Below are 23,807 nucleotides of genomic sequence, written 5' to 3' on the forward strand. Positions count from 1 at the left end.
GTCCAACCGGCGGAGCCGGCGTAGGGGTCGGGTGCCGGCGCAGCGGCACACGGCCCCCTTCGCCCGACGGAACGGATGCTGCGAGGTCGGATTACTCGCGCCCGCAGCCATGCCCTTGCCGTCTACTCGATCGATGCCAGGAACCGGTGCGGTTCGGTGAGGGCCAGCGCCGCGTGGTCGAGGTCGGCGAGGCGGGCGGCCAGGGTCGCCTCGGCCAGGTGGCGGGGCAGGGCGGCGGAGAACTTGAGCCCGTGCACCGCACGGTCGTCCACGTCGGGCAGGACGAGATGGTCCGCCAGTTCCCGCACGGCGGAGCGCCAGCCGTCCGGGCGCAAGTCCCCGCGGAGCCGGATGTGGCCGGGGTCGATGCGCTGCGACTGGTCCGCGAGGTCGCCCAGGGTCGCCTTGAGGGTGGCGTTCGCGCGGTCGCCCGCCCATGTCCACCAGCGCAGGTCGCCGGACGGGCTGCGACTGATCACCGTCCCGCCGGGATGGACGGAGAAGTCCATGTCGTCGCGGACGGCGGCGAGGGCGGTGGTCGCGCGACGGGTCAGCGCGACGGGCGGGTCGTCTCCGAGGAGGACGTCGCGGGCGGCGCGTGCCAGCTCGAAGGACACCAGGCCGGTCCCGGTGCCGATCCAGCCGGCCTTGCCTCCGCCGTCGGCGGGCTCGACGTGGCAGCGGCGGCGTTTCCAGTCGATCCAGGTGACGCGCCAGCTGTAGCCGCCGAGAAGCAGCAGGCGCGGCCCCACGACGCGCTCGGTGAGGAGCATGGGGTCGGCGCGGCCGACCTCGGTGCGTCCGCTGAGAACGGTGAACTCGGGCGCGGCCGTGAAGACGGCGGTGAGGTCGCGGAAGTGGATACGGCCGAAGCGTCTCTCCGCCTCGGGACCGATGAAGAGCATGCCGCCGTCGGAGTCGAGGTATCCCTGTTCCGCGAGGTGGCGGGCGATGGGTGCCGCCGATGCGCCGAACGGGTCGAGCCCGCCCCACCATTCCGGCCATAGCTTCTCCCCCACCTGGTTTTCCTGCAGGCAGAGGGCGAGAAGCTGCTGGGCGACGATGTGCCGCGGTTCGGGGGGCGGGGCGACGGGCTCGACGAACCCGCGGCTCCATTGCAACAGGAGCGCGGCGGCGCGCAGGGCGTCCTCACGGTCGAGGGCGAGGAACAGGCAGTTGCGGCGGGTGCCGGGCCGGCGGCCCGCGCGGCCGAGCCGCTGCAGGAACGCCGCGACGGTGGGCGGCGAGTTGATCTGGATGACGCGGTCGAGGTCGCCGACGTCGATGCCGAGTTCAAGGGTGGAGGTGGCGACGATGACGCAGTCGCGCGCCTCCGCGAACGCCTCTTCCGCGCGGCGCCGCTCGTCGAGGGAGAGGGACGCGTGGGACAGGAAGGTGGTGACGCCGAGGGCGCGCAGCGCGGCGCCGAGCTGCTCGACGATCCGGCGCGAGTCGCAGAAGACGAGTCGTTTCTCGCCCCGGTGCAGCGCAGAGATCACCTTGGCGGCGTTCTCGACGGAGCCGACGTGGTCGAGTTCGACGTGGGGTTCGGCGGCCGGGCCGGTCTCGGGGGCGACGACCCGGCGTGGACGGTGCGTCCCCGACCCCTGGAGCCAGGCCAGCAGGTCGCCGGGGTTGCCGACGGTGGCCGACAGGCCGATGCGCTGGAGGGGCCGTCCCGCGATGCGGGTGAGCCGTTCCAGCACGGCGATCAGGTGCCAGCCGCGGTCGTCGCCGGCGAACGCGTGCACCTCGTCCACGACGACGGCATGCAGCCCCTTGAACAGCCGGTCGTGGTCGACCTTCACGCTGACCAGCATCGATTCCAGCGACTCGGGTGTGGTCAGCAGGATGTCGGGCGGGTCGGCGATGATGCGCCGGCGGCGCGGCTGGGAGACGTCGCCATGCCACAGCGCGACGCGCCGCCCGAGCCAGGCGGCGTATGTCTCCAGCCGGGGCAGCAGGTTGTTGAGCAGCGCTTTCAGGGGGCACACGTAGACGATCGACAGACCCGTCCAGTTCTGCGCGGCCATCGCCGACAGCAGCGGGAACACCGCTGCTTCGGTCTTGCCTCCGGCGGTCGGCGCGAGCAGCAACGCGTCCGAGCCGTCGAGGACCGGATCCAGCGCCGCTTCCTGGAGCGGGCGCAGCGACGGCCAGCCCAGCACGTTGACGATGTGGTGCGCCAGGGACGGGTGCAGGCCGTCCATCACAGGTCGAGCTCCACCTCGTCCGCGCTGCCGGCACGGGCGGTAGAAGCGGCGGCGTTGCGTTCGACCTCGCTCAGTTCGGACGAGGTCAGCGTCAGGTGGTAGTCGCGGCGCGGGTCGAAGCCGTCCACGTAGTCGACGCGGTCGAGGACATCGGCCACGAGTTTGCGCAGGAAGACGCGGGGTGCGACGCCGACCTGACCGCCCAGGCCGCCGGTGACGGCCTTGGCGAGTTCGCAGATGTAGGCGTCGTCGACGAGGGCGGCGACCCGGTCGGGGCGGCGCGCGCCGGAGGCGAACAGATCACGGACGGTACCGCCGAGTTCCACCAGCTTGGGCAGGTCGAATCCGCCGAGTCGGAGCTGGACGGCGCGCGGCGAGTCGAAGCGCGGGTCGGTGGAGAAGTCTGTGGCGAGCCGCTGCGCGAGCGGCGGCAGCCGCTGGGCGCCTTGCCGCCCGTCGAAGAACGCGGGCGTCCCTGTGATGACGAGGAACAGGCCGGGGAAGCGTCCGCCGTCCACCTCGTCGATGAGCTGCCGCAGCGCGTTGAGCGCCTTCTCCCGCACGTCGGACCGCACCCGCTGAAGCGTCTCGATCTCGTCGAGGACGACCAGCAGCCCCGGATGGCCGCAGTCCCGCAGCACGGTCAGCAGCCCTTGCAGGAAACCGAGCGCGCCGAAGTGGTCGAGGGAACCTTTGATGCCGGCGGCGTGCTTGGCGGACGCGCCGACGTTCGGCTGCCCGGCCACCCACGCGAGCAGCGCCTCGGCAGTGGCGTGGTCATCGGCGAGGCGCGCCTTCCGGTAGCCGCGCAGCGCGGACGCGAAGAGCGGGGTGGTGCGGGCGACGTCCGCGAGCCGCTGCTCCATCAGTTCGTCCACCCCGGCGGAGAGCGCCGCCAGTTCGGGCTGCCCGTCCCGCGTGACCGGGACGGTGCCCGCCGCGAGCACCTCCTCCTCCAGGGTGAAGAACCATGCCTCCACGACGTCGCGGAGCGCGCTCGGCGGGTAGGAGGCGGTGGTCAGCCGTTCGACGAGCCGCCGGTAGACGGTTTCGAGGCGGTGCAGCGGCGTCTCGGTCTCGGAGATCTGGATCTCGGCGGCGGCCATGCCGCGCCGCTTGGCGCGTTCGGCGAGCCAGCGGGCGAAGAAGGTCTTGCCGGACCCGTACTCGCCGCGTACCGCTTTGAACACCGCGCCGCCGGACACCGCCGTGGCGAGTTCGTCGTCGATGGCGGTCTCGAAACGCCCGAGGCCCACCGCGAACAGGTCGAGGCCCGCCTGCGGGACGGTGCCGCGGCGCAGCGCGTCCACGACCTCGCGGCGCCGGGCGGCGCTCACCGCCGCCATCAGCCGCCGCCTCCGAGGAACTGCTCGCGCAGCAGCGGGAGGTCGAGCGCGACGGTGCGGTCGCCGTCGGTGACGGCGAGAACCTGGTACCCGTCGACGTTGAGGAGCTTGATCACCGTCGAAACGTATCCGCGCATGCGTGCGGGCAGCTGCCCGGCGCGCTGGGCGGCGACCGGGAGCGGCAGTTTCCCGCCGGCTCCGGCGAGCGCGTCGAGCAGCGCGGTGAGGCCCGCGTCCTCGACGGGCGGCCGGGGGTGCTGCTCGCGCTGCGCGGCGAACAGCTCGGACGCGACGACCAGCGCGCCGATGCCGTCCGCCTGGTCGGCCTCGGGCAGCCCGCCGGAGGCCGGGACGTCGAACAGCGGCTCTTCGGCGCGTTTCTTGGCGGGCTTCGGTGCCTCGGCCTGCCGGGGAGCGGTGAAGGCGGTCCACCACACGGGTTCGTGCATGGCCGGGGCGTAGGTTTCCCACCCGTCCGGGACCAGCCGTTCGGTCGGGACGAGCACCACGATCGGCACGATCATCTCGGCGAGGGAGACGCCGCCGTGGTAGCCGCCCTTGCGGGCGTTGTAGCGGATGCGGGTGTTCCACGGCACGACGACGGCGCCGCCGGGCGCGAGCACCCGGCGGCCGGTCACGGTGACCTCGCCGTCGCCGGGCTCTCCGGTCCGGTACCGGGCCGCCTCCGCGCGCACGGTGATCGCGGCGTCGCCGCGGTCCAGGACGTGGCCGTGGTCGGAGGTGAGGACGACGGGGCGGCCCGCGCGCCAGGCCGCCTCCAGCAGCCGGTCGAGGCCGGCGATGCCGCTCGGGTGCCAGTCGGCGCGCCCGTCGGCGCGCCCTTTGTCGAGGCTGTCGTCCACGGCGTTGAGGACGACGCCGACGACGGTTCCCCGGTCGGCGACGGCCGCCTTCACCTCGCCGCTGAGGCCGTCCCTCACGTCGGCCTTGTGGAACAGCCGTGTCGTGCGGGTGCCCCAGAAGTCACGGAATCCGCGTTCCTCGTCGGCCTGCTGCCCGGCCCGCAGCTCTCCGCTGAGCAGCGTCGTGCGGGAGAACGCGGTGATGGAGGGGACGGTGGCCAGGGCGCCCTCGCGTCCCTGCGCGCGCCGGCCCGTCTCCGTCCACCGGCCGGCACCGGTGATCTCGGCGGTGACCGCGCCGGCGATCGCGGCGGTCATCCCGTCCACGACGACGATCAGCGGGGCGGCCCGCGCCGCGACGGGGCGGGCGATCGCCTCGAGCAGGTTCTCCACCAGGACGAGTTCTTCGGCGCCGCCGGAGACGCCGCTCCACGCGGCGAGCCGCCGGGCGAATTCCCGGTCGCCCGCGTCCCGGCGGGCCTGCACGGCGTCGAGCAGCCCGCCGTAGGCGCCGTCACCGCCGTCGCGCACATCGGTGACGGCGCGATCCACCCAGGAGCCGTCGCGCACATACCGGTCGACGTGCTCGCGGAGCGACCCGGCCGGTTCGGGATCGCGCGCCAGCCACCGGACGAGGCGCGCCGCCATCTCGGCGGCCCCGGTGTCCTCGGCGCGGGCGCGGTGCAGATGGTGGTCGGTGAGGCCGGCGAGCGCCCGGTCCACCTCCGCCACGTCGGCGGGCAGCGGGTCGGGCACCGCCGCCGCGACGGCGTCGGTCAGTGCCCGCAGCCGCAGCCGGTATCCGGCCTCCAGGACGCGGCTCGCCCCGGCGAGGTCGCCGGCCTGCAGTTCGTCGAGCAGATCCTGGGCCCGCCGCAGGACCGCGTCGGCCCAGAGCGGGTCGGCTTCGATCCGGCGCAGCAGCAGCGATTCGCACGCCTCGGCGAACGCGGTCAGTGCGGGCTCGGCGGGCAGCGCCCCGCCGAACAGCCGCTCGGCGCGCACCCGCGCGGCCAGCACCGCCTGCCGCCGCTCCCTGCGGCCGAACAGGATCCCGGCGACGAGACCGGCGGCGGCGGCGTCGGTGGCGTGCCCGGCGCGGACGAGCCGGAACAGCACGTCCGCGACGGGGCCGGCGGTGCGGGCGAGCCAGTCGGCGATGCCGGTCTGCTCCTGCTCGGCGAGCGCGGTGAAGCGGGACACGGCGGCGATGTCCTCGGCCCATTCCAGCAGGCTCGCGGCGTCGGTGGCGCCGCCGGTGCCGAGCCGCGCCGAGGCGACGGCGCCGAGAGCGGTGTCGTGGTCGAGCAGCGCGCCTTTGACCTTCGGCCATCCGCCGTCCGGCTGCGTTTCGAGCAGCGCGTCCGACACCCAGCCGTTGCCGGGCGCGGTGAGGCGCGGGTCGAGCGTTTTCGCGCCGAAGGCGTGCCGCACCAGGTCCCAGCGGTTGACGGCGACGATGTCCTGGCCGATCGCGTGCGCGAGCAGGGAGTCGCCGAGGTCGCGCCGTTCGGAGGGCGACAGCACCACCAGGTAGTCGGTGTGCTTGGCCGACACGGCGTCGAGGACGGCGAGCAGCGTCCCGCACGGCACGACCTGGACGCTCGCCCCGTCGACGTCGAAGGAGCCGGGGCCGTGCCACTGCGGGGCGGCGCGCAGGAACAGCGTGCCGCCGTCCGGGTGGCGGCGCCTGGCACGCCGGATCTCCGCGGACACGATCCCGGGGGTGGCGACCGGAGCGGCCCGCCGCGCCGGGGCCGCCGCGGCTCCCGTCACTGGAGGCTCCGCCAGGTGATCTGGAACTCGGCGTCCGGGAGTTTCGCCATGTCCCGGCGGATGCGCTCGACGACCTGGTCCAGCCCCTCAGCGAGGATCTGCGCCTCGCCCGAGACGCGTGCCGGGGGCGGCGGAGGCGGAGGCGGCGGGGGCGGGGGCGGGGGCGGGGGCGGGTCGTCCATGAGGAGGGCGACCGTGGCCCGCTTGGCGTCGGTGATCGCGGGCGCCAGCCGGGCGGCCTGCTCGTCGCGACGGGCCACATCACGCAGCCGGCCCATGATGAGCTGTGCCGGTTCGGCCCTGTCGCCGCCGCCCGCGGCAAGGTCCGGCAGCCGGTTCAGCAGCGGCCAGTCGGCGCCCGCGAGCGCCTCGGAGAGCGGCTGCGCCTCGCGCAGCGTGACGCCGAGCGCGACCGGCTGGACGTCCCCGAGGTCGAACCCGGCGAGCGCGCGCAGCAGCGGCGTGTCGTCCTGGCCGACGAGCGACTCGGCGAGGCGGTGCGCGGTGCGGGCCAGCGGCAGCCGGTCGCCGTCCGCCAGGCCGAGCAGGTCGGCGTGCCGCTCCAGTTCGGTCACCAGCGCAGCGGTGTGCGGGAGGCGCAGACTGGCGGCGCGGCGCACCTGGTCGGCCAGCGCGTGCACCGACCGGGGACTGCGCACCGCCGGGCGGGTCGCCTGGAAAACGTCGTGGGCGCGCTTGCCCGCGGTCTCGAACTCCTCCGGCGAAGGAAGCTCCTGCGGCCGCAGCACATAGTCGCCGGGGATGTTCTTCACGTCCGGCTGCGGGACGATCTGCCCGCCCCGCACCCACGCCCGCGCACGCATCAGCGCGTACGCGCAGACGACCAGGTTGGTCATGTCCGGGGGCAGGCCGGGCTGCTCCTCCAGGATCCAGCCGCGGACCTGCGCCACGGTGACGTCCCCGGACGCCGCGCCCGCCGCCGCCGCGTGCCGGTCCAGCGTCATCGGCCAGTTGTCGTTCAGGACGAGCGCGGCCTCCCCCATCGCGCCGAGGTCCAGGGGGTTGACGATGCGGCGGATGACGGGGATGTCGGCGCGCGGCGGTTCGTGCCGCCGGACGTCGTTCTCCATCGCCTGCTCGATGGCCCCGAGCGCGACCTGGAGGTCCTTGAGCCGGTAGGGGCTCTGCTTGCCGGACGGCGCGAAGTTCGGGTGCCCGGGGTAGCGGTGGTCGAGGAGCTTGCCGCAGATGTGCTCCAGCGCCGCGCCGAACCCGAGCGCGGCGGGCGGCCGGATGTCGACGGCGGCGTCCATGCCCATGATGTGCTGGTCGATCTGCTGCCCGATGTCGGCGTCGTCGTGGGCGGCGAGCCCGTACGCCTTCTTCAGGACGTCCTTGAGCCGGGTCCCGAGGGCGTTGCGGCGGCTTTCCAGCTGGGTGCGGGCGTGGTAGCGGTCCTCGTCGGTCATCAGCGGGGTGTTCTCCCGCAGCCGGTCGCGTTCGAGGACGTGCCGGATGACGACGAGTTCGCCGAGGTCGGCGAGGCGGTCGGCGGACAGGAACGACGGCAGCCAGCACAGCGTGGACAGGTTCGCCCGGCGCGGATCGGCGCGCAGTTCCTCGACGCGGTTGCGGTCCTCGGCGGGGCCGAAGACGTCGTCGAAGGGATAGTCGACGATGACGCGCAGCGCGCCCGGCTCTTCGGCCGCGAACACGTCGGACGACGTCTTCGGATCGGCGACGTTGGCGAACACGAGCTCGACGACGCGGGAGGTGCCGCGCCAGGTGATGGTGCGGCGGCTGACGAACGGGTCGCTGTCGCCCGCCTCCAGCTCCTTCCAAAGGATCTCTTTGAGCAGGCGCCGCTTGGCCGCGTCGTCATCGACGTTGCGGACCTTGTCGAGAATGCTCTTGGTGTCGACGCCGATCAGTGCGACGTCCACGGTCGGGTTGCCCTCGCCCTGCAGGCGGATCTCCCCGAACTCGCCGGCCAGGTCGCGCAGCGTCTTGTGCACGACCTCGCCTTGGCGCCCCGGCAGCATGGACGGGATCGAGCCGTGGTTGAGCGCGGCGAGGCGCCCCGGGTTGACCGTCTTCAGGGCCGGGACGTTCGGCACGAGCGCCTTCAGCATCAGCGTCTTGACGACCAGGTCGTCGGCCCGGAAGGCGTGCACCGGCGGCAGCTTCGCGGCCGCGTCCTCGTCCAGCCGGTGCCGGGCGAGCAGCCAGGGCCGCAGCCGCTGCATATAGAAGGACTTCGCCTGGTCGAACTCCGAGCGCAGCTTGTCGCTGAACGGGTCGACGCCGCCGGTCAGCAGCACGTCGAAGATCGCGCCGAGCGGGACGAGCTGCCCGGCGGGGAGGATGTCGCGGTGGTCGACCAGCAGCTGCAGCATCAGCTTCAGCGCCGTCCGCTCCCGCTGGAGGGCGCTGGAGATGTCGACCATCGTGTGCAGGAACGCAGGGCTGAACGGGTACACCGACCGGAACGCGGCCTGGTCGGTGCCGCCGCCCTGCGAGTCGAGCAGCGCCTCCCACACCTGCGCCTGCGTCCGGGTGATCCGCTCGAACCCGGCCTCGATCTCGGCCCTGGCCTGTTCGTCCTTCGGCCGCAGCAACCGCTGCCGGACGACCTCGGGCAGGTTCGCGTCCGCGAGCCGGATGAAGTCGAACCGGCCGTCCCAGTGCTTGAGCGTGTCGAACAGCGAGGTCTGCTGCGCGCCCGCCACGTCCCGGCCCACGAGTTCGCGCAGGTCGCGCTGGCGCGGCACGAAGCTGACGATCGGCGCGGGGCGCCGCCAGTCGGCCGATTCGACGAGCTTGGCGACCATGCTGGCCTGCTCGGCGACGAACGCGGGCTTGGCGAGGTGGGTGTTCAGCCACAGGACCAGCTCGTCCAGCAGGAGGATGAGGGCGTCGTAGCCGAGGACCTCCTTGGCGTGCCGGCTGATGATCGCGAGCCCCTCGTCCAGCGGGACGAAGGCGTCGGCGTCGCCGCTGACGGCCTGCCGGTAGGCGGCGAGGTGCGTGGCGAGCAGGTCGGAGACGAGGTTCTGCCGCTTGAGGTCGCCGTGCGGCGCGTTCAACGCGGCGTCGAGCGTCTCGGCCGTCCATGCGGAGGCGCCCCACTCGTCGTCCTCGGCCGCCGGGAGCCCGGCGAGGAACGACTCGTCCCCCATCGACGCCCGCAGCGCCCGCGCGTTCTCCAGCAGCAGGTCGTCCCGGTACACCGGCGCCGGGGACGCCTCCGGGTGGAGTTCGGCGACGTACTTGACGTAGTCGCCGAGCACCGCCGACGCCAGCGTCGTCGACCCGCTCAAGTGGTAGGGAACCAGCAGGATCTTGCGGCCCCGCAGCCAGCCGTCGTGCTTGTCGACGACGGGCCGCAGCAGTTCCTTGCTGCGGGCGTCGGGGTCCTGCTGGATCAGCGCGTGCAGCATCGCCATGAAGTGGCTCTTGCCGGACCCGAACGACCCGTCGATGTAGGCGGCGTGCGACGTGCCCGTCTCCACGGCCGACTGCACGATGCCGAGCGCCCGGTCGAACGACTCGGCGAGCTGCGGCGTGGCGACGTATTCGGTCACCGTATGGTGATCGGCGATCCCGGCGGTCAGCTTGAGCACCAGGTCCCCGGCGTGCACCCGCTCCGGGATGTCGATCAGATCGCGCAGCAGCTTCGTCATCGGCCCTTCCCCGCACAGAACTCGGCACAGTATCGCGCGCCGCGCGAGGTGATGGCGAACGGCCACCGCGAACGAGCGGTCATAGGGTCCCGCGTTGGTAGTCGCGGTACTTGCTCGCCAGGGTGTCGGTGTCCAGCGGGGGCCATTCGGTGAAGGTGCCGGTGTGGCGGTCGATGACGAGGATGTTGTCGGACGGCAGCGTCGCGGGCCGGACGATGAAGCCCGCGTCGAAGGACTCGACGGAGAGCGGAACCGGGTGGCCGGCCGTGCGGGTGTACCAGGCGTCGGCACGGCGCCAGGCTTCCGCGCGGTCGACCGGGTTGGTCCGCAGGCCGTAGGCGGCGAGGACGTCGGAGACGTTGCGGACCGTCCGGCAGCGGTCGAGGCCGCAGGCCAGGCAGGCCACCCGGTCGCGGGCGTCGCGCCCGTAGCGGTGGGCGGTGAGGATGGTGGTGAGCGCCGCCGACGTCGCCAGCGTCAGTGTCCGGGCCGTCCGGACGAAGGCGGCGCTGTACGGGTCGAGCGCGGTGCTGTTCGCCAGGACGAGACGGTCGATGCCGTGCGGGTCGGCGCGCATGGCGGAGGTCATCGCCGACCGCACCCGGGCGACCGTCCAATCGCGCGGGTCGTGGCCGCTCACGCCGCCTCGCCCAGGGTCGTGCCGAAGACGGCGGCGACAGCGCGGGAGCGGTCGTTGCCGAACCAGCCCCAGCCGGCGGCCATCAGGGACACGGTCCGCAGGCCGCGCCCGGACTCGGCGTCGTCGTCGGCGTCGGTGACGGCGGGCTCGGACGGGGCGCCCTCGTCGGTGACGGCGACGGCGACCGCGGCGTCTCAGCGGGTGACCTCGACGGTGAAGGTCCCACCGGGCTGGCCGGACTTCGTGTGCCGCAGGGCGTTCACCACGAGTTCGTCGACGGCGAGGAGCACCTCGTCGAGCAGCGGGCAGCCGTCCAGCAGCATCGCGGTGAAGCGGCGGGCGGCGCGGGCCTGGACGAGCTCGCCGGGGAAGGCGCGCCGCCAGCGCTGCGCGGTAGCGGGAGCGGGCAGGATGGGAATCGGATGGGACATGGGTTCCTCAGCGCGTAGTGGCCGGTTCGTCATCGTGCGTGTTCATCGTCACACCACGCACCGGCGATCACACGGAAAATCCCACGTCAGCCCGCCGATTCGCACGCCTGCGGCGCGCACGTCGCCCGGTTGGGCTTGCACGGCCCGCACGTTCACGAGCGGAACGCCCTCCGGCTCACTGACGGTTCGCGTCCTGGAACCGCCGGGTGAGCGCAGGCGAGGTCGGCGTCACGCGGGGCAGCGGCGGGTTGGCGTACCAGTCGGCCTTGTACTTGCGGAGCAGGGCCTCGCCGTCGCGTTCCCAGGAGAAGCGCGGCTTCTTCAGCAGCTTCTGGAACACCCGGCTGGCGGCTTCGGGACCGGCTTCGGCCACCAGACGACGGATCGGGACGGGGCCGATCCCCTCCTCGCGCAGGTAGGCGGAGACGACCTCGCGGTAGATCCGACGCCGGATGAGATCGGGTTCGGCGAATGCCTGCTGGGCGACGGCGTAGTCGATGTAGAAGCCGAGGCCGTCCTCGGCGTCGTAGATGAGCGCGACGCTGTCCGCGTCCGTCCATTCCTCGGGCAACGGCGGCAGGTCCGGCTCGGTCCACGGTCCCGCCTTGCTGCCGGCCAGCTCGTAGGCATGGCGGTAGAAGGCCATCAGCGTCTTGTGGACCTCGTCGCCGGAGACGACGGTCAGGTCACCGCCGTACAGGTCGATGAAGGCGCGGCGCTGCTCGTCCTGCAACTCGCGTGCCTGGGCGAGCTTCTCGGGGTTGCGGAAGACGCGCGCCGGATACCGCATCACGATCTCGGGGAGCCCGGCCAGGACGTCGTCGGCCTGGTCGGCGGCGAAGGCCATCGGCGTACCGCTGATCATCCACTCGTCGCCCACGGGCACGATCCCGCCGATGGCGATCGTCCCGGGAGTGAGCGCCTCGACGCCCTCCGGTCCCATGTTGGAGCGGACGCGGTAGGTGAGCTCGTCCACGTGGTTGAAGGCGATGACGCCGTCGTCGCCGTACGGCTCCATGATCTCGAACATGCCCTGCACGTTGTCGAGCCAGCCAAGGACCAGGGCCTTGTCCTTCTCGTCCAGGTCACGGTTCTCTGCGACGAACCGCTCCACCACCCGGGAGCCGCTCGGGAGCCGGTAGGTGAACAGGAAGTCCTCGACGACGGCCGCGAAGACCCCTTCGTCGTTGACGACGCCGTCCGGGAAGGCGTCCAGGACCAACTCTTTCAGGACACCGCCGAAGCGGTCGGACATGGCGAAGCTCACCAGCTCACCCTTGAGGTCTCCCGCCCGCGCCAGCTGATCCATGCTCGCCCTCCCCGTAGCCGGTTTCCGAGCCCGCACGCTACCGGCACGCCCCGGCCGGTACCCGTTCTTCCTGAGCCGAGTGATTCTCCCGAGCACGGTCGGCCGGTCCCGACCCTTGCTTTCGCGGCAAGACCCGCTGCCCCGCGCTTGCGGATTCCTTGGATCGCGGCGTCGCCCCACACCGAATGCTGCGCGGTTCCACCTTTTCCCGGCGGACGACCATCCCGTTCCCTACCCGAGCCGTCGACTCGGATGATCGCAGCGTGCACGTTCGGGAACTGAACGTGCAAATCTTGGACGTTCGCGCTTACATGGACGGCGACGCCTCCGGAGGCCGCCCCCGCACGCCCACCGAGCGCGTGTCCGACATGAAGTGAAACGGGCGATAAGTCCGCCGTCAGGTGGCGGCGGACACCGGATTGGTCTGCCGGCGGAAGGACCGAGGGCGTGAGTATCGAGCAGTCCGGCCGGACCGACACCCGTACGGAGGACGCCGAGCACCCGCAGGGCCCGGATCGGCCGCCGGCACCGCCGCCCGACCGGCCTGGGCAGCCCGGCCAGCCGTCCCGGCTGGACAGCCTGCGCGCGGCCCGCGAATATCAGGCCGCCCGCGCGGCCGAGCAGGAGCGCCAGCGGACGGCCGCACCGGAGAACGGCACCGAGCCGCCCGAAGCCCCGGATGAGGAAGCGGTCGAGTCCTCCCCGGCCGAGCCCACCGGCGAGCAGCAGAACGACCAGGAGGGCCCGGAGGAGACCGAGGCAGCCGACGAAGCCCGCGAGTCCAGTACCGGACTCGGCGAACGCGACGCCGCGCGCCCAGAGCCCGAGGCCGACGAGGAACTGCGGCCGGACGAGTCCGAAGCGCAGCTCGGCGCAGCCGAGACCGGCGAACTCCCGCCCGAAACCGATGCCGGACAGTCCGGCAGCGACCAGGACGGGGAAGCCGAACCCCTCTCCGACGAGGACGCCGTCGAGGAACCGGATCCACCGGCCGAAGCAGAGGCCGCTGAGGACTCGCCGGACCCCCGTGACGCCGAACCGGAGGCCGACCAGGCGGGACGTCCGGACGGCCCCGGCGAAGACCAGCGCGCCCAGAACTCGGGCAATCAGGACGCCGGAGAGACTCCCCCGCAGCCACTCGACGAGCGCGACCGGCCTGAAAGCCGCGACCACCCGCAGCTACCGCAGCAGGACGGCCACCTCTCCGGCACCGGCGGCCCCGGCTCGGAGATCCCGGCCGGGCAGATCCTTCAAGCCGACAGTCAGCCCGGCCTTCAGGAACAGGCATCCCAGGACGTGCCCGGACCCGTTCCCGCCGGGCAGCCAGAAGGCAGCTCTGACGTCCAGCCGCCCAGCGAAGGCGACACGCGGCGGACCGCAGACGGACAATTCACACCCGCCGAGTCGTCCGAACAGTCCGGCATAACTGGAAATGGGATGGCCTGGCCGATGGAGCCGGAAGAAGGCGTCACACGCTGGGCGTCCCCGGTCGTCCAGTTCGGGGAGGGAACCCCCGGCACCCGGGTCGAGAACCGTGATAGGAATGCCGAGGGGCAGCCGGAAGCCCCGACCTCTCGCCTGGACGATAATGCGATCAGAGAGAAGATTGACCCCTTTCGGCCCGACACCGACAATGCCGAAGGAGAGAAGGAAGACTTCAAGCGCACCGTCAGAGAAGCAGACGGAGAATGGACTGACGGCGTAGACCGCATCGAGGACCTCCCGACCGGCGAGAAGCTGGCCGAAGGTAATCCGGAGAAGAAGTCTCGAGCCGACAAGTTCCGGCAAGCGGCGTACCAGGATTACAGCAGGATCGACAAGCAGGCGAAGAACTATTCAAAGACCATCGCTGACGCCTTCGGGCCACATCCACCAGGACAAGCTGTGACCAGGGCAAACGACGGGCCAGTCATATCCAATCCACCTCAATCCGGGATCGACGCCGGCAGTATGGCGTCTTCCTTGCTCGCTACGGGTATTGTTCTGGCTGAACTCACGCGCTGGGGCGTGAGGAAGATCAGAGAAGAGAAGACTGAATGAGAGTTACCGCAGACCAGATCAAGGCGATGCGTCACTTGCTGTCAGGGGACGTCGAGGGCTACGAACAACTCCGAGCGGGGCTTGACCCCACCACCAGCCCAAGCAACGGTGCGCTGATCTCTGCAACGTTCTTCACCGCAGCAGAGCGACGGTTCACGGAGAGCAGCACCAGGACGGACGTCGTAGAGTTCGTCGGAAATCTAAGAGCACGGTCGGAGCGGTTGGCTGCTGACCTAGATCCCCGCGTCGCGGAGCGTCTTCTGCTCGCGACTTTTACCGATGAAGAGATCGATGACATCGGTCCGGAGGTGCGAGGACAACACTGCTTCCTCCTCCTTGGCGGCTTGGCAGCCGATGCCGACTACTCCGAATCCGAACTAGACGATCTCCTTGCCACTTCCCGCAACCTTGCGAACGAGTGGCTGGCCCAAGCAAGCTAATGCAGCCAATCCGCCGGCGCCCGGGTATCTTGCCCCGACGAGGTCTCAGCTGCGCCTCAAGTGCTTGACTAGCACAGCAGCTTCAGCACTGGGGCGCGGCCAATTTTCATCAGGTCGGCTTGCGGAGCATCATGGGTTCTGCTCCGGACTTTCGGGCAGTGACTTGTCAATGCCTCCCTGCAGGGAGGCATGCAACAGAAGCAGAGTTCCGTCCGATAGGGACATGGCCGGGTACACTTTCAGGTCATGTCCTCGACGGTAAGCCCGTCGGCATGAATCCCATTCCAGGTGGTTCTGCTTTCGGGCAGGCGCTGAACCTGGATCTATCAGGTTTCCGCTGGCATTGAGATGTGCAGTGTGGCCCCCTCCAAGCTCAGCGCCAACTCCAGCCCGCTGTCCAGAATCATGGAAATGTCGGCATGATCGGTGGATCGGACGAGCGCGGCAAGGGACTCTCCGGAGAACAAGCCGATAGGCGCCGGATCCGGATGGTCCGGGAGTGGCGCAAGTGTAAAAAAGCTGCCTTCAACCTCCGCACCTGGGATTGTGGGGTCCACATCGATACTAGTGTTCCCATTCTCCAAAAGAATACGCAGGAGGTTTCGACCGCGGGTTCGGGTGAGGTCCAGCAGGTCAAGCATTTCTGATGCGGAGGTATTGAAGCGCTCCCGCCAGTCGGTCAAGCTCATCGAGGCGAGCCAACTGCGTGGGTCGTTCTCTCCTATGGAGAGCCGGTCGGGCATCTGCCGCGCGATTTCGTGGGCAAGTCGCCGCGATCGCAGGCCACTTAGCATCAGCGCCAGTGCCCGGCGGTCGTCTACGCCGTACCGAATGTAGGGGCCGAGCTCTGGGCACAGCCGGCGCTCGCTCTCAGCGTTGATAAGGAAGGCAGTGACCAGCTCTACGAGAGCGCCGACCGTCCAAGCCAGGAAATGTTCGAAGTGGCTTGTGACCGCGTCGACCATCTCCTCAATGCGCCGACCGCCCTCCTGGACGCGTCCAAGGTGTTTCTCCGCTAGCGCGGCATACGTCATGCCTTGCAGCCAGTCCACCAGTACCTCATGAGGATGGACGGTGATGTCGTCGCCGTTCTGAGTCACCCGGAACCGCCACTGGGTGTTATTCTCCGGAAGAGCGAGAAGATCGTCCAGCACGCCCATCACGGCAAGGACCAGCACAGCCACGTTCGCCTGCTGAAGGGACTCCGCTTCGGCGGGGTCCGTCTGAAGGACAGTGTCGGCCACCCGCTTGGCGAGCATGTCGATCTTCTGGGCCGATCCGATACTGGTGCCAGCTCGCGGCCAACGCCGGCGGGCCGCGGGATCGGTGTGCTCGTAGAGGTTACGTACGCGCCGCGCCAGTGACGCCATCGCGACCGAGTAAGGTGGCTCGGCAAGCAGGTCACCGGTGAGGGCCTCCAGGTCCGCGTCGGCCGGGGCAATGCCGCGGGTCTCGGCGTCGGCTAGGTAGAACCAAATGAAGGCGACGAACTCGGCTGCAGGCTTGCCAGCGGCGCGCAAGACAGCGTCCTGCTCGGCTCGAGCTGCCGCTTCTAAAGCCACGATCTCCTCGAAGACCTGCTCGTCGGTCATCACAGAGGAGACGATGAGTTCGTCGGCTGAAGGCGTCAGGGCAGCGAAGTCGGCTTCCGATGGCCGATCGGCTCGTACTAGCACGATCCAGCCCTCGGTCTCCTTACCCGCACGTCCCGCCCGACCGGCCGCATTGACGAGGCGAGGACCCTTCAGGCGCAACTCTTGCGGCATCCCCTGATAGTTCTCGTCGTAGATCACAACTGTGTGGACCGGAAGGTTGATTCCGTCGGTCAACGTCGAGGTACAGGTCAGAAACGGGAGTATGTCCGCCCGCAGAGCGTCTTCCAATGCCTCAAGAACTTCGATCGGCAACCCTGCATGGTGGAAGCCCACGCCATGCCGGAGCATGTCCACCAGTGGATGGGTCTCGCCCAACTGAGTCCGCACGAAGTCAGCAAGGGGAAACGCTGCCTGATGCTCGGGCAGGCGCCCAGCCAGAGTGCGGGCGATTCGTTGTGCGGTCATTCGCGTCGCAGCGACCACTAGCGCAGTGCCAGCGTGACCGAGCAACTCGATCATCCTCGCGGCAACGACGTAGTTCGGGTCAGATTTGGAGGGATCTCTCTTCGTGCCCGTGGTTTGATCAGGTGTGATGGCCTTGCGAGCAAGCGTTCCGACCGGCTCGCGGATCGCAAGCATGACCGTCTGTCCGTCTGACAGCCGCAGCCTGACGGTCCCCTTGATCGGATGGAACACTCGGTAGGGAAAGTTTCCGCGGCTCCGTTCCCACCTTCTCTCGTTCCACAGGGGCTCGCTGGCGAAGATCGCGTGCAGTCGCCGCGGTCCCCGCCATTGGGACTCAAAAACCGTGGCGGGCCCGTGGGGATCGATCCAGCGGGCGATCTGCGCCGCGTTTCCCATCGCGGCCGACAGCAGAATGATCCGGTGTTCGGTGTCCTGTGTGCGATGGTGCAGGTAGGCGATGGTCGCTTCCAGGGTGAATCCTCGTGAGGCTTCCCTGATCAACTGTGCTTCATCGAAGATGAACATGCCGAACCGGCCCAAGACGGCTTCGGCATCGTGACGGAGCAGGTGCTGGAGCCGCTCGGGTGTCATTACCTCGACGTCGGGCAGTTCTTCTGCCCCGATCTCAGCGATCAAAGCATCCCAAATGCTCCCACCTTGTCCCAGAATCGGATCGGCGGAGGGGAAGTCAGGTCGGTCGGGTCCGGTCTCCTTCTGCAGAATCCTAAGTCGGCCGGCCATGCTCCGTCGGACTTCGCGGCATAGGCTACGTGTGGGCGCGACGTAACACACACTCTTACTACTCGTCTCGAGATATGCCAATGCAAGCAGTTGCGAGACAAGCGTTTTCCCGCCGCTGGTTGGTACCGACAACACCATGCGCCGTACCTGCGGGCTGAACGGAGAGGGGTCGGAGGTCAGTAATTGCTGCTGCGGGCTCCACAGAGTCAGCACTGGCGGGCTCCCGAGCGTGAAGGCGTGCCGTACCGCATTGGGAACGTCGGGCGGCAGGAGGTTTGGACTCCATACAGACCCGGTGGCGGCTTCGTCGGCGAGAGCCAGCAGATGGGAGGCGACCCACCGCGCGGCCAGCTCCCCGGGGCCCCAATGGCCAAGTGTTGCCGCCAGTAGCCGCTCTCTGGCGCGGGCGAGCCGCTCGCCGTCGCCTCGGGCCAAGTAGTGCAGTAGATCTTCGCCGCCGAGGATCACCGCATGAGTCGTGCCATATCCGGTGGTAGACAAATCGGGAAGCTCGACTAGTTGAGAGAGTTCCTGCAGTTGACGCCGCCAAGAGGCGAACCAGGCGAACAGGGTCTTGGTCTCGAATCCGATCAATGCAAGCCCGGCCTCTACGGCAAGGCTGTCGAAGTGTTGGAGTGCGGGTGGCTTGACGGAGATATCGTCCCGCAGGCGACGCATGACTGCGGTCGCGTTGGGGTCCCGGTCACCGCGCCGGTACCCGATCGCTGCAGCGAACCCCATGATGAGCCGCTCAGTCCGCTCCCATCTCAGGTCGGCGAGCGCCAAGTCGAAAACATGAGCGCTCACTGCAAACGCCTGCCGCTGCTGGGCTACGGGGTAAACCTGCTGGACTTGATCGACTGAGGCGATCGCGTGCAGGTACCAGGCAGTTTCCAGAAGATCGTCAGGCATCGTGGTCTGCCGACGGAACAGTTGAACTTCAGCGTCGCCCAGCCGACGCTGAAGCTCTTCCGGCGTTGGAAGACCCTGTTGGCCGCCGAGCGCACCGGCCAACAGTCCCAGATTCAGAGCCCCGTCCACACGATCCCCCTCACCCGCTCAGCGAACGCGGCAAAGTCGCTCACGGCGACCAGAAGCGCTTCCCGTTGCCCTTCGGCCGGGAACTGCGGAAAAACTGGTGCAACGTTAGTAAATGTAGGGTGAGAGTCAGGCGCATACGCGGCCGAGGTCGCTACCGATACTCCGATGCCAGCACGGGGTGATGCCTCCAGCCACAACCTCACCAGTTCGCCGTACAACTGCCCCAGGGCCCCTTCATGCTTGCTCCCTGGCCCGGTAAGCATCGCCAGGTACCGGGCCCCATGCTCGGAGAGTTGGTCAGCGGCCCGCTTGATCGTTGCAGAGATCGGAGACTTCGAGACGTGCTTCTTGATCTCCCAGAGCCGAAAGACCAAGGTACCATCTGCGATCTCGTACACTACGAAGCCGTCCCCACCAGTCCCGGTCGGATCACCCTTGATCTCTTCGGTGTGCATCAAGGTTCGGCCGTCAAGGCACTGGACGCGATCCTGGATGATGCGGTTCCACAGGAGTTCAGCCACGAATCCCTGGATGTGGTCCGTAAGTTTGTTCAACTCTGTCTTGCCGCCGTCCGGCAGCCCGAACACTGGGGCCACGAACACCTCGATCTCACGACGTTCGGGATCATCGGTGTTAGTGGCCACTTCAGCCCTGTTGCGTCGTGCCCGCCATTTGGCCAGCACAGGGGAGTTGCCGCATCGCAATCGCATCGCCTCGTCTGCGAGAATCTCAGCAGCCGTTTGGAGCTCGTCGTCGGTAGCCTGAAGTCCTCCGAACATGTAAGAACAGCCCGCGGTCTCCGGCCGCTGGGAAATGGCGAGGAGATCCGCCATCGTCACTTGAACAGCAGGAGAACCCGCAACAATATCACTGCGGTCAAGCGATTCAATTCGCTTCTCCGGAGACTGATCAATTGAGTCGGGAGAATGAACTACCATGGGAAGTAGGCCCTCTTCACAGAAATTAGTGTTTAGCTAGCCGACAGATCACGAGGTGGCCCGCTCATACACCACCTGCACGGACGCCACCGGCGGTGGAGCGCTACTTGCAGGTCCCAAGCCACAGATTAAGAGTCGGCGACTTGCTGGGTTTCACCCGTCATGTCGAGAAGTGGTACCGGTAGCAAGTCTCGATACTCCTGCCGCACGTAGTCAAGCCCCTCCATGATGGACGGATCGTGCTCAAGCGCGGAAGTCATGAAATCCAAGCGGCGTTTGTTCTCATCGAGAAGATCACGCCAACGGCGTACGAAAGCCCGAACCTGGGGTCGTCCAGGTTTAGGAGCTGGCGCGAGGAACTGACCGGTCTCCTGGTGATCGGCGTGGACACGATCGTCAACAAGGTCGTCGTAGTCCACTCCGACGAGGATGAAGTCCCACCAGGCGCGATTGCTCGCGAACGCAGCGGCCGTGCGCACTGTATTGGCATAGCCCTCGACCTGATTGAGCTCGGCCTGTGTGAGCGTTACACCGGGCGCCTTAAGCTCGACGACCAGGTGCCGGATGCGGTCGTGCTCCTTATACTGCGCCGCGAGATGTAGATCGACGCGTCCGCTGGTGCCATCCCAGCGCTTGACTGGCGTGACGTCCCTGGTTGGCAGACCTTCCAGCCTCAGATGAGTTCGGACGAGTTCGGTCAAACCGCGTTCGCTGCTCATGAGGTGGTAGCCCTCACCGAACACCCAGAGTTCGTGTTCAAGGATTTTGTGAAGGTGGTCGCGTTCGCCTACCTGCCCAGAGTCATCGGGGTCGAACAGCAGGTGCTCAAGACCTGCCAGGAATTTGTGACGGTTGGCGACGAGATTGGCCGAGCGAATGATCGCCGACAGGGTGGTCTCGCTGAGTAGTCGCGTTAGGGTCTCGAGGTCGGCCTCGCTGAGGGAGACGACTTCATGCAGGATCGTTGTGAGCTTTCCAGGATCGTGTCGGATTGCGTCTCGCAGTAGGGCGAGGGTGAGCCTAGCATCCCTCTTGCTCCGCGAGATGTGCTGGACCAGCGTTCCGGAGACTACGTCGAAGACGGCGCGCTCTGCGCGTTCCGGGTCGCTGGCTGGCTCACCGTCGTAGGGGTAGACGCCGGAGTCCTTCCACCGCTGGACCTGCTCACGGCGGTGCTCCCGTCGCCGGACGGCGAAATGCTCTTGTATGGTCCGACGCGCCACCCTCCAGAGTTCACCGACGTCGTCGGGGGCCATATCGCGCAGTCCGAGCATGGCGAGCTCGTCCTGCCCGAGTCCGGGCCAGGTCACATACGCGGAGTAGGTGAACTGGCCTTCAAAGTCGTTGCCCGACTCCTCGTGGGGAAAGTGGTCGTCGTCCGGGCCGAAGTAGACAGCCCGGTGTCTGCCAGAGCGCCACTCGATGATCCTGATGATGGCTTCCTGCGCCTCAGCCTCGCCGAACCGCACCGGAATCGGTGTGTCGGATGCAATCTCCTGTTGGGGATCCAGGGCGGACCCGTCAAAAGTGATCGTTAGTGATGAATCGTTGAGCAGCACCGGCGCGAAGTGCGACCGGAGGGTCGGGACGGTGGCGACTGTCTCCAGTGCCGTAGGTGGGTGCTGCCTGTCGTTGTAGGCAGTGACCGTCGTGCCGGTCGAAGTGGCCGCAGACGGAGCCACATCCCATTCGAAGCGGTCACGGTTGTCCCGGCTTCCGGAAATCACTACCTCTTGCCGCTCGCCGGCAGCGTTGTCGCTGATGCTGGACCACTCAACTCGTGAGCCGAGCGCGAAAGCTCGCGATCTACCCTGCCCGAGCTTCCCATGCAGGTAGCGCAGACCGTTCTTTGACTTCAAGCTGCGCTGCTTCCATGAGCCGCCGATCCTTCCGAACGTTACCTCAATCTCGTCGGAGCTGATGCCATGGCCATCGTCCGTCACCTGGACGGCCTGTATTGCCCCCATGGCATTGCGCTTCAACTCGACCGTTACGGTCTTGGCTTCGCCGTCGACAGCGTTCCACACGAGCTCCACAACAGCACGTACCGGATCGCTCTCGTGAGCGATCCGCGCCACGAGATCGTTGCTGGCCTGGAGGATGAGCTCTGCCACGCTGGCAGCCTACGCGCAAGATGTAAAGCCGGTCATGTGGGCACGGCCTTGAGGGGTCTACACGATCAACGGTGTAACTCCGGAGACGTGATGGACTGAGCACACGCGTGAGGATGGGGTCGAGCCGCACAGCCGCGGCAGCGATGGTTGGTGATGTCGGCCAGGCGGCGCCCGTCATCGTCCTCAGCCTGGGTTCCGCTGGTCGGGCATCGTCGGCGCAGGTGGGTCAGGGTGACAGGGCGGCGACGACCCAGACGGCTAGGGTCGGCTCATGGACCGGACAAGGTGCCACAGAAGCGCGGGGCGGCGGCCGTGGACCCGGGACTGGTCGAATGCAAAGGCGTCCTCTCCGCTGGGCGAGGTACAAGTAGCACGGCGATCTCGGAAGTGTGGGGCGCGGCCCGGCGAGGCGAGTCTCGCGGCGGGCGAGCCGCGCTGGCGGGCTTGGGCGGACAACCGGGAGCGGTGTGCATGGTGGCCAGCGTTGGTCGCGGCATGACGGGGTTCGGCACCGACGCATGAGGGCGGCAAGGCAAACACAGCGGACCGACTCGCGCCCAGGGGGATGTGAGTGTCGCGCTAGGGACGAAGGGTATCGAAGCCAGGGCGCTCTTGGGACGACGTCAGGTTGGACGGTCTGTGCATAGAAGCATTGGACGTCGTGGCTAATGAACGTTCATGCCATGCACGTGCGACCCGCTCTTTCTAAAGCTCGCCGGACGTGTTCGATACAGAATTGTCACCTTGTTCGGGCTGACCAGCCGTCCATTTCGCTGCCGAGCGTCGGACGCATCGTGTACACACGGTAATGACATGGTCACGGTCCTGCCTTCCGGGGGTCAGCATGGTCAGCCCGTACGTACGACGCCAGCGTCTGGCGGCCGAACTCCGCAAGCTCCGCGAGGAGCGCGGCATGATGGCGGACGAACTCGCCAAGCGCATCCACTACTCGCGCATGAAGATCAGCCGCCTGGAGAACGCCCACGGCCGCCCCGACGTCGGCGATGTCGTCAAGATCCTCGACACGCTCGAAATCCCGGACGCTCAAACGTTGGAGATCATTCGCCTCGCCAACCAGGCGGCCACCAAGGGTTGGTGGGACCGCTACGGAGACACCATGGGGCCTCGCCAGCGGCTTTACGCCGACATCGAGGCCGGAGCCGGCACGATCCGCGAGTTCAATCTCAGCTCGATCCCTGGCATCCTCCAGACACCGGAACTCACGAACGCCCTCACCGAGTTGGCGAAGAACGATGGCCCGCTCGACTTCCGACCAGACAGGATGGCCCAGGCACGGCTACAGCGCTTGGAGACGATCCTTCGCCCGGACGGCCCCACCTACGAGTTCATCATCGATGAGATAGTGACTCGCCGCCTCAATGTGGCCCCGTCCATCATGTCGGCACAGCTGTGTCACTTGGTCGAGAAGGTAGCGGCAGAGCCCCGGCTCACCGTCCGGGTACTGCCCGTGGACGCCTACCTTGCCGAAGCGCTCCTTCCCAAGGTGACGTTCTCGCTCTACACGTTCCCTGAGCAGTCCGACCCTCCGTTGGCCGTCGTCGAGACGCTCACCACAGATCTGGTTCACACCGACCCCCGTGAGGTGAAACGGTATAGAAAGAGGTACGAGTACCTCGCCCAAGCAGCGCTCGCCCCCCAGGACAGTCTTGCGATCCTGACCGAGGCTGCCAGCCGTCTAGCCGACAAGGTAGGACCCCCGTATGGCGGATAAGTACACTCGCTGGCGCAAGTCAGGTCACAGTGATCCCGGTGCCTCGTGCGTGGAGGTAGGGCGGTCTGCTGCGGGCATGATCGGTGTCCGCGACACCAAGGCCCAGGGCAGGGGACCAATCCTGGAGTTCACCCGCTCGGAATGGGCTGCCCTGCTCAACTCAATCCGATCGACTTGATGGGACGCAACTGATCGCGTCGCCATAACTAGCACCATCAGTGCTCACCGGCAAGGCGCAGGTCGCTGCAGGATCTCCCAAAGTTTGCAGCGACCTGCGCTTTAGCAGGGTCAGCAGATGCGAAGACCTCCGGCTATTATCTATGGCAGACAACTGGGACCGACCAGGAGGAAACCCATAGATGCAAGAAAAATACCTCTCCTGGCGCAAGGCGCGTCGTAGCGAGGCAAGGGGCCACTGCATAGAAGTAACATTGACGACAGACCGCCAAGCCATAGGCGTCCGCGACTCCAAGGCTCTC

At 68.2% G+C, this 23,807-nt stretch carries 15 protein-coding genes; 5 read left to right on the forward strand and 10 right to left on the reverse strand.

The genetic code is table 11. The features are described from left to right. Nucleotides 1-122: 122 nt before the first annotated feature. The 7 genes from AL2_RS33000 to AL2_RS33030 all read right to left on the reverse strand — a co-directional run bounded on the left by AL2_RS33000 (nt 123) and on the right by AL2_RS33030 (nt 12,222). Nucleotides 123-2,210 (reverse strand): DEAD/DEAH box helicase, encoded by a 2,088-nt coding sequence (locus AL2_RS33000; protein ID WP_067640681.1) that lies wholly within the window; start codon nt 2,208-2,210, stop codon nt 123-125. Continuing rightward, nucleotides 2,210-3,559, reverse strand: coding sequence for a BREX system ATP-binding protein BrxD (brxD, locus tag AL2_RS33005; protein WP_067640683.1), 1,350 nt, complete (start codon nt 3,557-3,559; stop codon nt 2,210-2,212). Before brxD ends, AL2_RS33000 begins: the two co-directional genes overlap by 1 nt. After that, nucleotides 3,559-6,198, reverse strand: a complete 2,640-nt coding sequence (pglZ, locus tag AL2_RS33010) for a BREX-2 system phosphatase PglZ (RefSeq protein ID WP_067640685.1) — start codon at nt 6,196-6,198, stop codon at nt 3,559-3,561. Before pglZ ends, brxD begins: the two co-directional genes overlap by 1 nt. Beyond that, complete coding sequence (locus AL2_RS33015; protein ID WP_067640687.1) at nt 6,195-9,842, reverse strand: DUF6079 family protein; 3,648 nt, start codon at nt 9,840-9,842, stop codon at nt 6,195-6,197. Before AL2_RS33015 ends, pglZ begins: the two co-directional genes overlap by 4 nt. Nucleotides 9,843-9,921: 79 nt before the next feature. After that, nucleotides 9,922-10,482, reverse strand: coding sequence for an SUKH-4 family immunity protein (locus AL2_RS33020; protein ID WP_067640689.1), 561 nt, complete (start codon nt 10,480-10,482; stop codon nt 9,922-9,924). 194 nt (nt 10,483-10,676) lie between these two features. After that, entirely contained in the window at nt 10,677-10,913 is a 237-nt protein-coding gene (locus AL2_RS37845; RefSeq protein WP_067640692.1) for an ATP-binding protein, read from the reverse strand. 175 nt (nt 10,914-11,088) lie between these two features. Beyond that, a complete protein-coding gene (locus AL2_RS33030) occupies nt 11,089-12,222 on the reverse strand; it encodes a hypothetical protein (protein ID WP_083947146.1) in 1,134 nt (377 codons plus the stop codon). Nucleotides 12,223-12,669: 447 nt separating this feature from the next. Here AL2_RS33030 and AL2_RS33040 point away from each other — a divergent pair, with 447 nt between their 5' ends. Together AL2_RS33040 and AL2_RS33045 are read left to right on the forward strand one after the other, a co-directional pair. Then, the gene (locus AL2_RS33040; RefSeq protein ID WP_067640697.1) at nt 12,670-14,262 is read left to right on the forward strand and encodes a hypothetical protein; all 1,593 of its coding nucleotides are present in this window, start codon (nt 12,670-12,672) and stop codon (nt 14,260-14,262) included. Further along, nucleotides 14,259-14,702, forward strand: coding sequence for a hypothetical protein (locus AL2_RS33045; protein WP_067640700.1), 444 nt, complete (start codon nt 14,259-14,261; stop codon nt 14,700-14,702). Before AL2_RS33040 ends, AL2_RS33045 begins: the two co-directional genes overlap by 4 nt. A 326-nt stretch (nt 14,703-15,028) precedes the next feature. Here AL2_RS33045 and AL2_RS33050 read toward each other — a convergent pair whose 3' ends face one another. The 3 genes from AL2_RS33050 to AL2_RS33060 all read right to left on the reverse strand — a co-directional run bounded on the left by AL2_RS33050 (nt 15,029) and on the right by AL2_RS33060 (nt 21,596). Then, nucleotides 15,029-18,544, reverse strand: coding sequence for a DEAD/DEAH box helicase (locus tag AL2_RS33050; protein ID WP_067640702.1), 3,516 nt, complete (start codon nt 18,542-18,544; stop codon nt 15,029-15,031). After that, nucleotides 18,529-19,383 carry a hypothetical protein gene (locus tag AL2_RS33055; protein ID WP_157438521.1) on the reverse strand — a complete coding sequence of 285 codons (855 nt, stop codon included), beginning with the start codon at nt 19,381-19,383 and terminating at the stop codon, nt 18,529-18,531. The genes AL2_RS33050 and AL2_RS33055 overlap by 16 nt, the downstream gene beginning before the upstream one ends. Nucleotides 19,384-19,610: 227 nt before the next feature. Next, the gene (locus AL2_RS33060) at nt 19,611-21,596 is read right to left on the reverse strand and encodes an ATP-binding protein (protein ID WP_067640704.1); all 1,986 of its coding nucleotides are present in this window, start codon (nt 21,594-21,596) and stop codon (nt 19,611-19,613) included. A gap of 844 nt (nt 21,597-22,440) precedes the next feature. Here AL2_RS33060 and AL2_RS33065 point away from each other — a divergent pair. The 3 genes from AL2_RS33065 to AL2_RS40195 all read left to right on the forward strand — a co-directional run. Further along, nucleotides 22,441-23,328: a helix-turn-helix domain-containing protein gene (locus tag AL2_RS33065; RefSeq protein ID WP_067640706.1), complete on the forward strand. Its 888-nt coding sequence runs from the start codon at nt 22,441-22,443 to the stop codon at nt 23,326-23,328. After that, nucleotides 23,318-23,506, forward strand: coding sequence for a DUF397 domain-containing protein (locus tag AL2_RS36910; protein WP_083947147.1), 189 nt, complete (start codon nt 23,318-23,320; stop codon nt 23,504-23,506). The genes AL2_RS33065 and AL2_RS36910 overlap by 11 nt, the downstream gene beginning before the upstream one ends. Nucleotides 23,507-23,687: 181 nt before the next feature. After that, the coding region (locus AL2_RS40195) for a DUF397 domain-containing protein (RefSeq protein ID WP_157438522.1) at nt 23,688-23,807 on the forward strand (120 nt) is incomplete at its 3' end.

The organism is Actinomadura latina NBRC 106108 (assembly GCF_001552195.1).
GTDB lineage: Bacteria > Actinomycetota > Actinomycetes > Streptosporangiales > Streptosporangiaceae > Spirillospora > Spirillospora latina.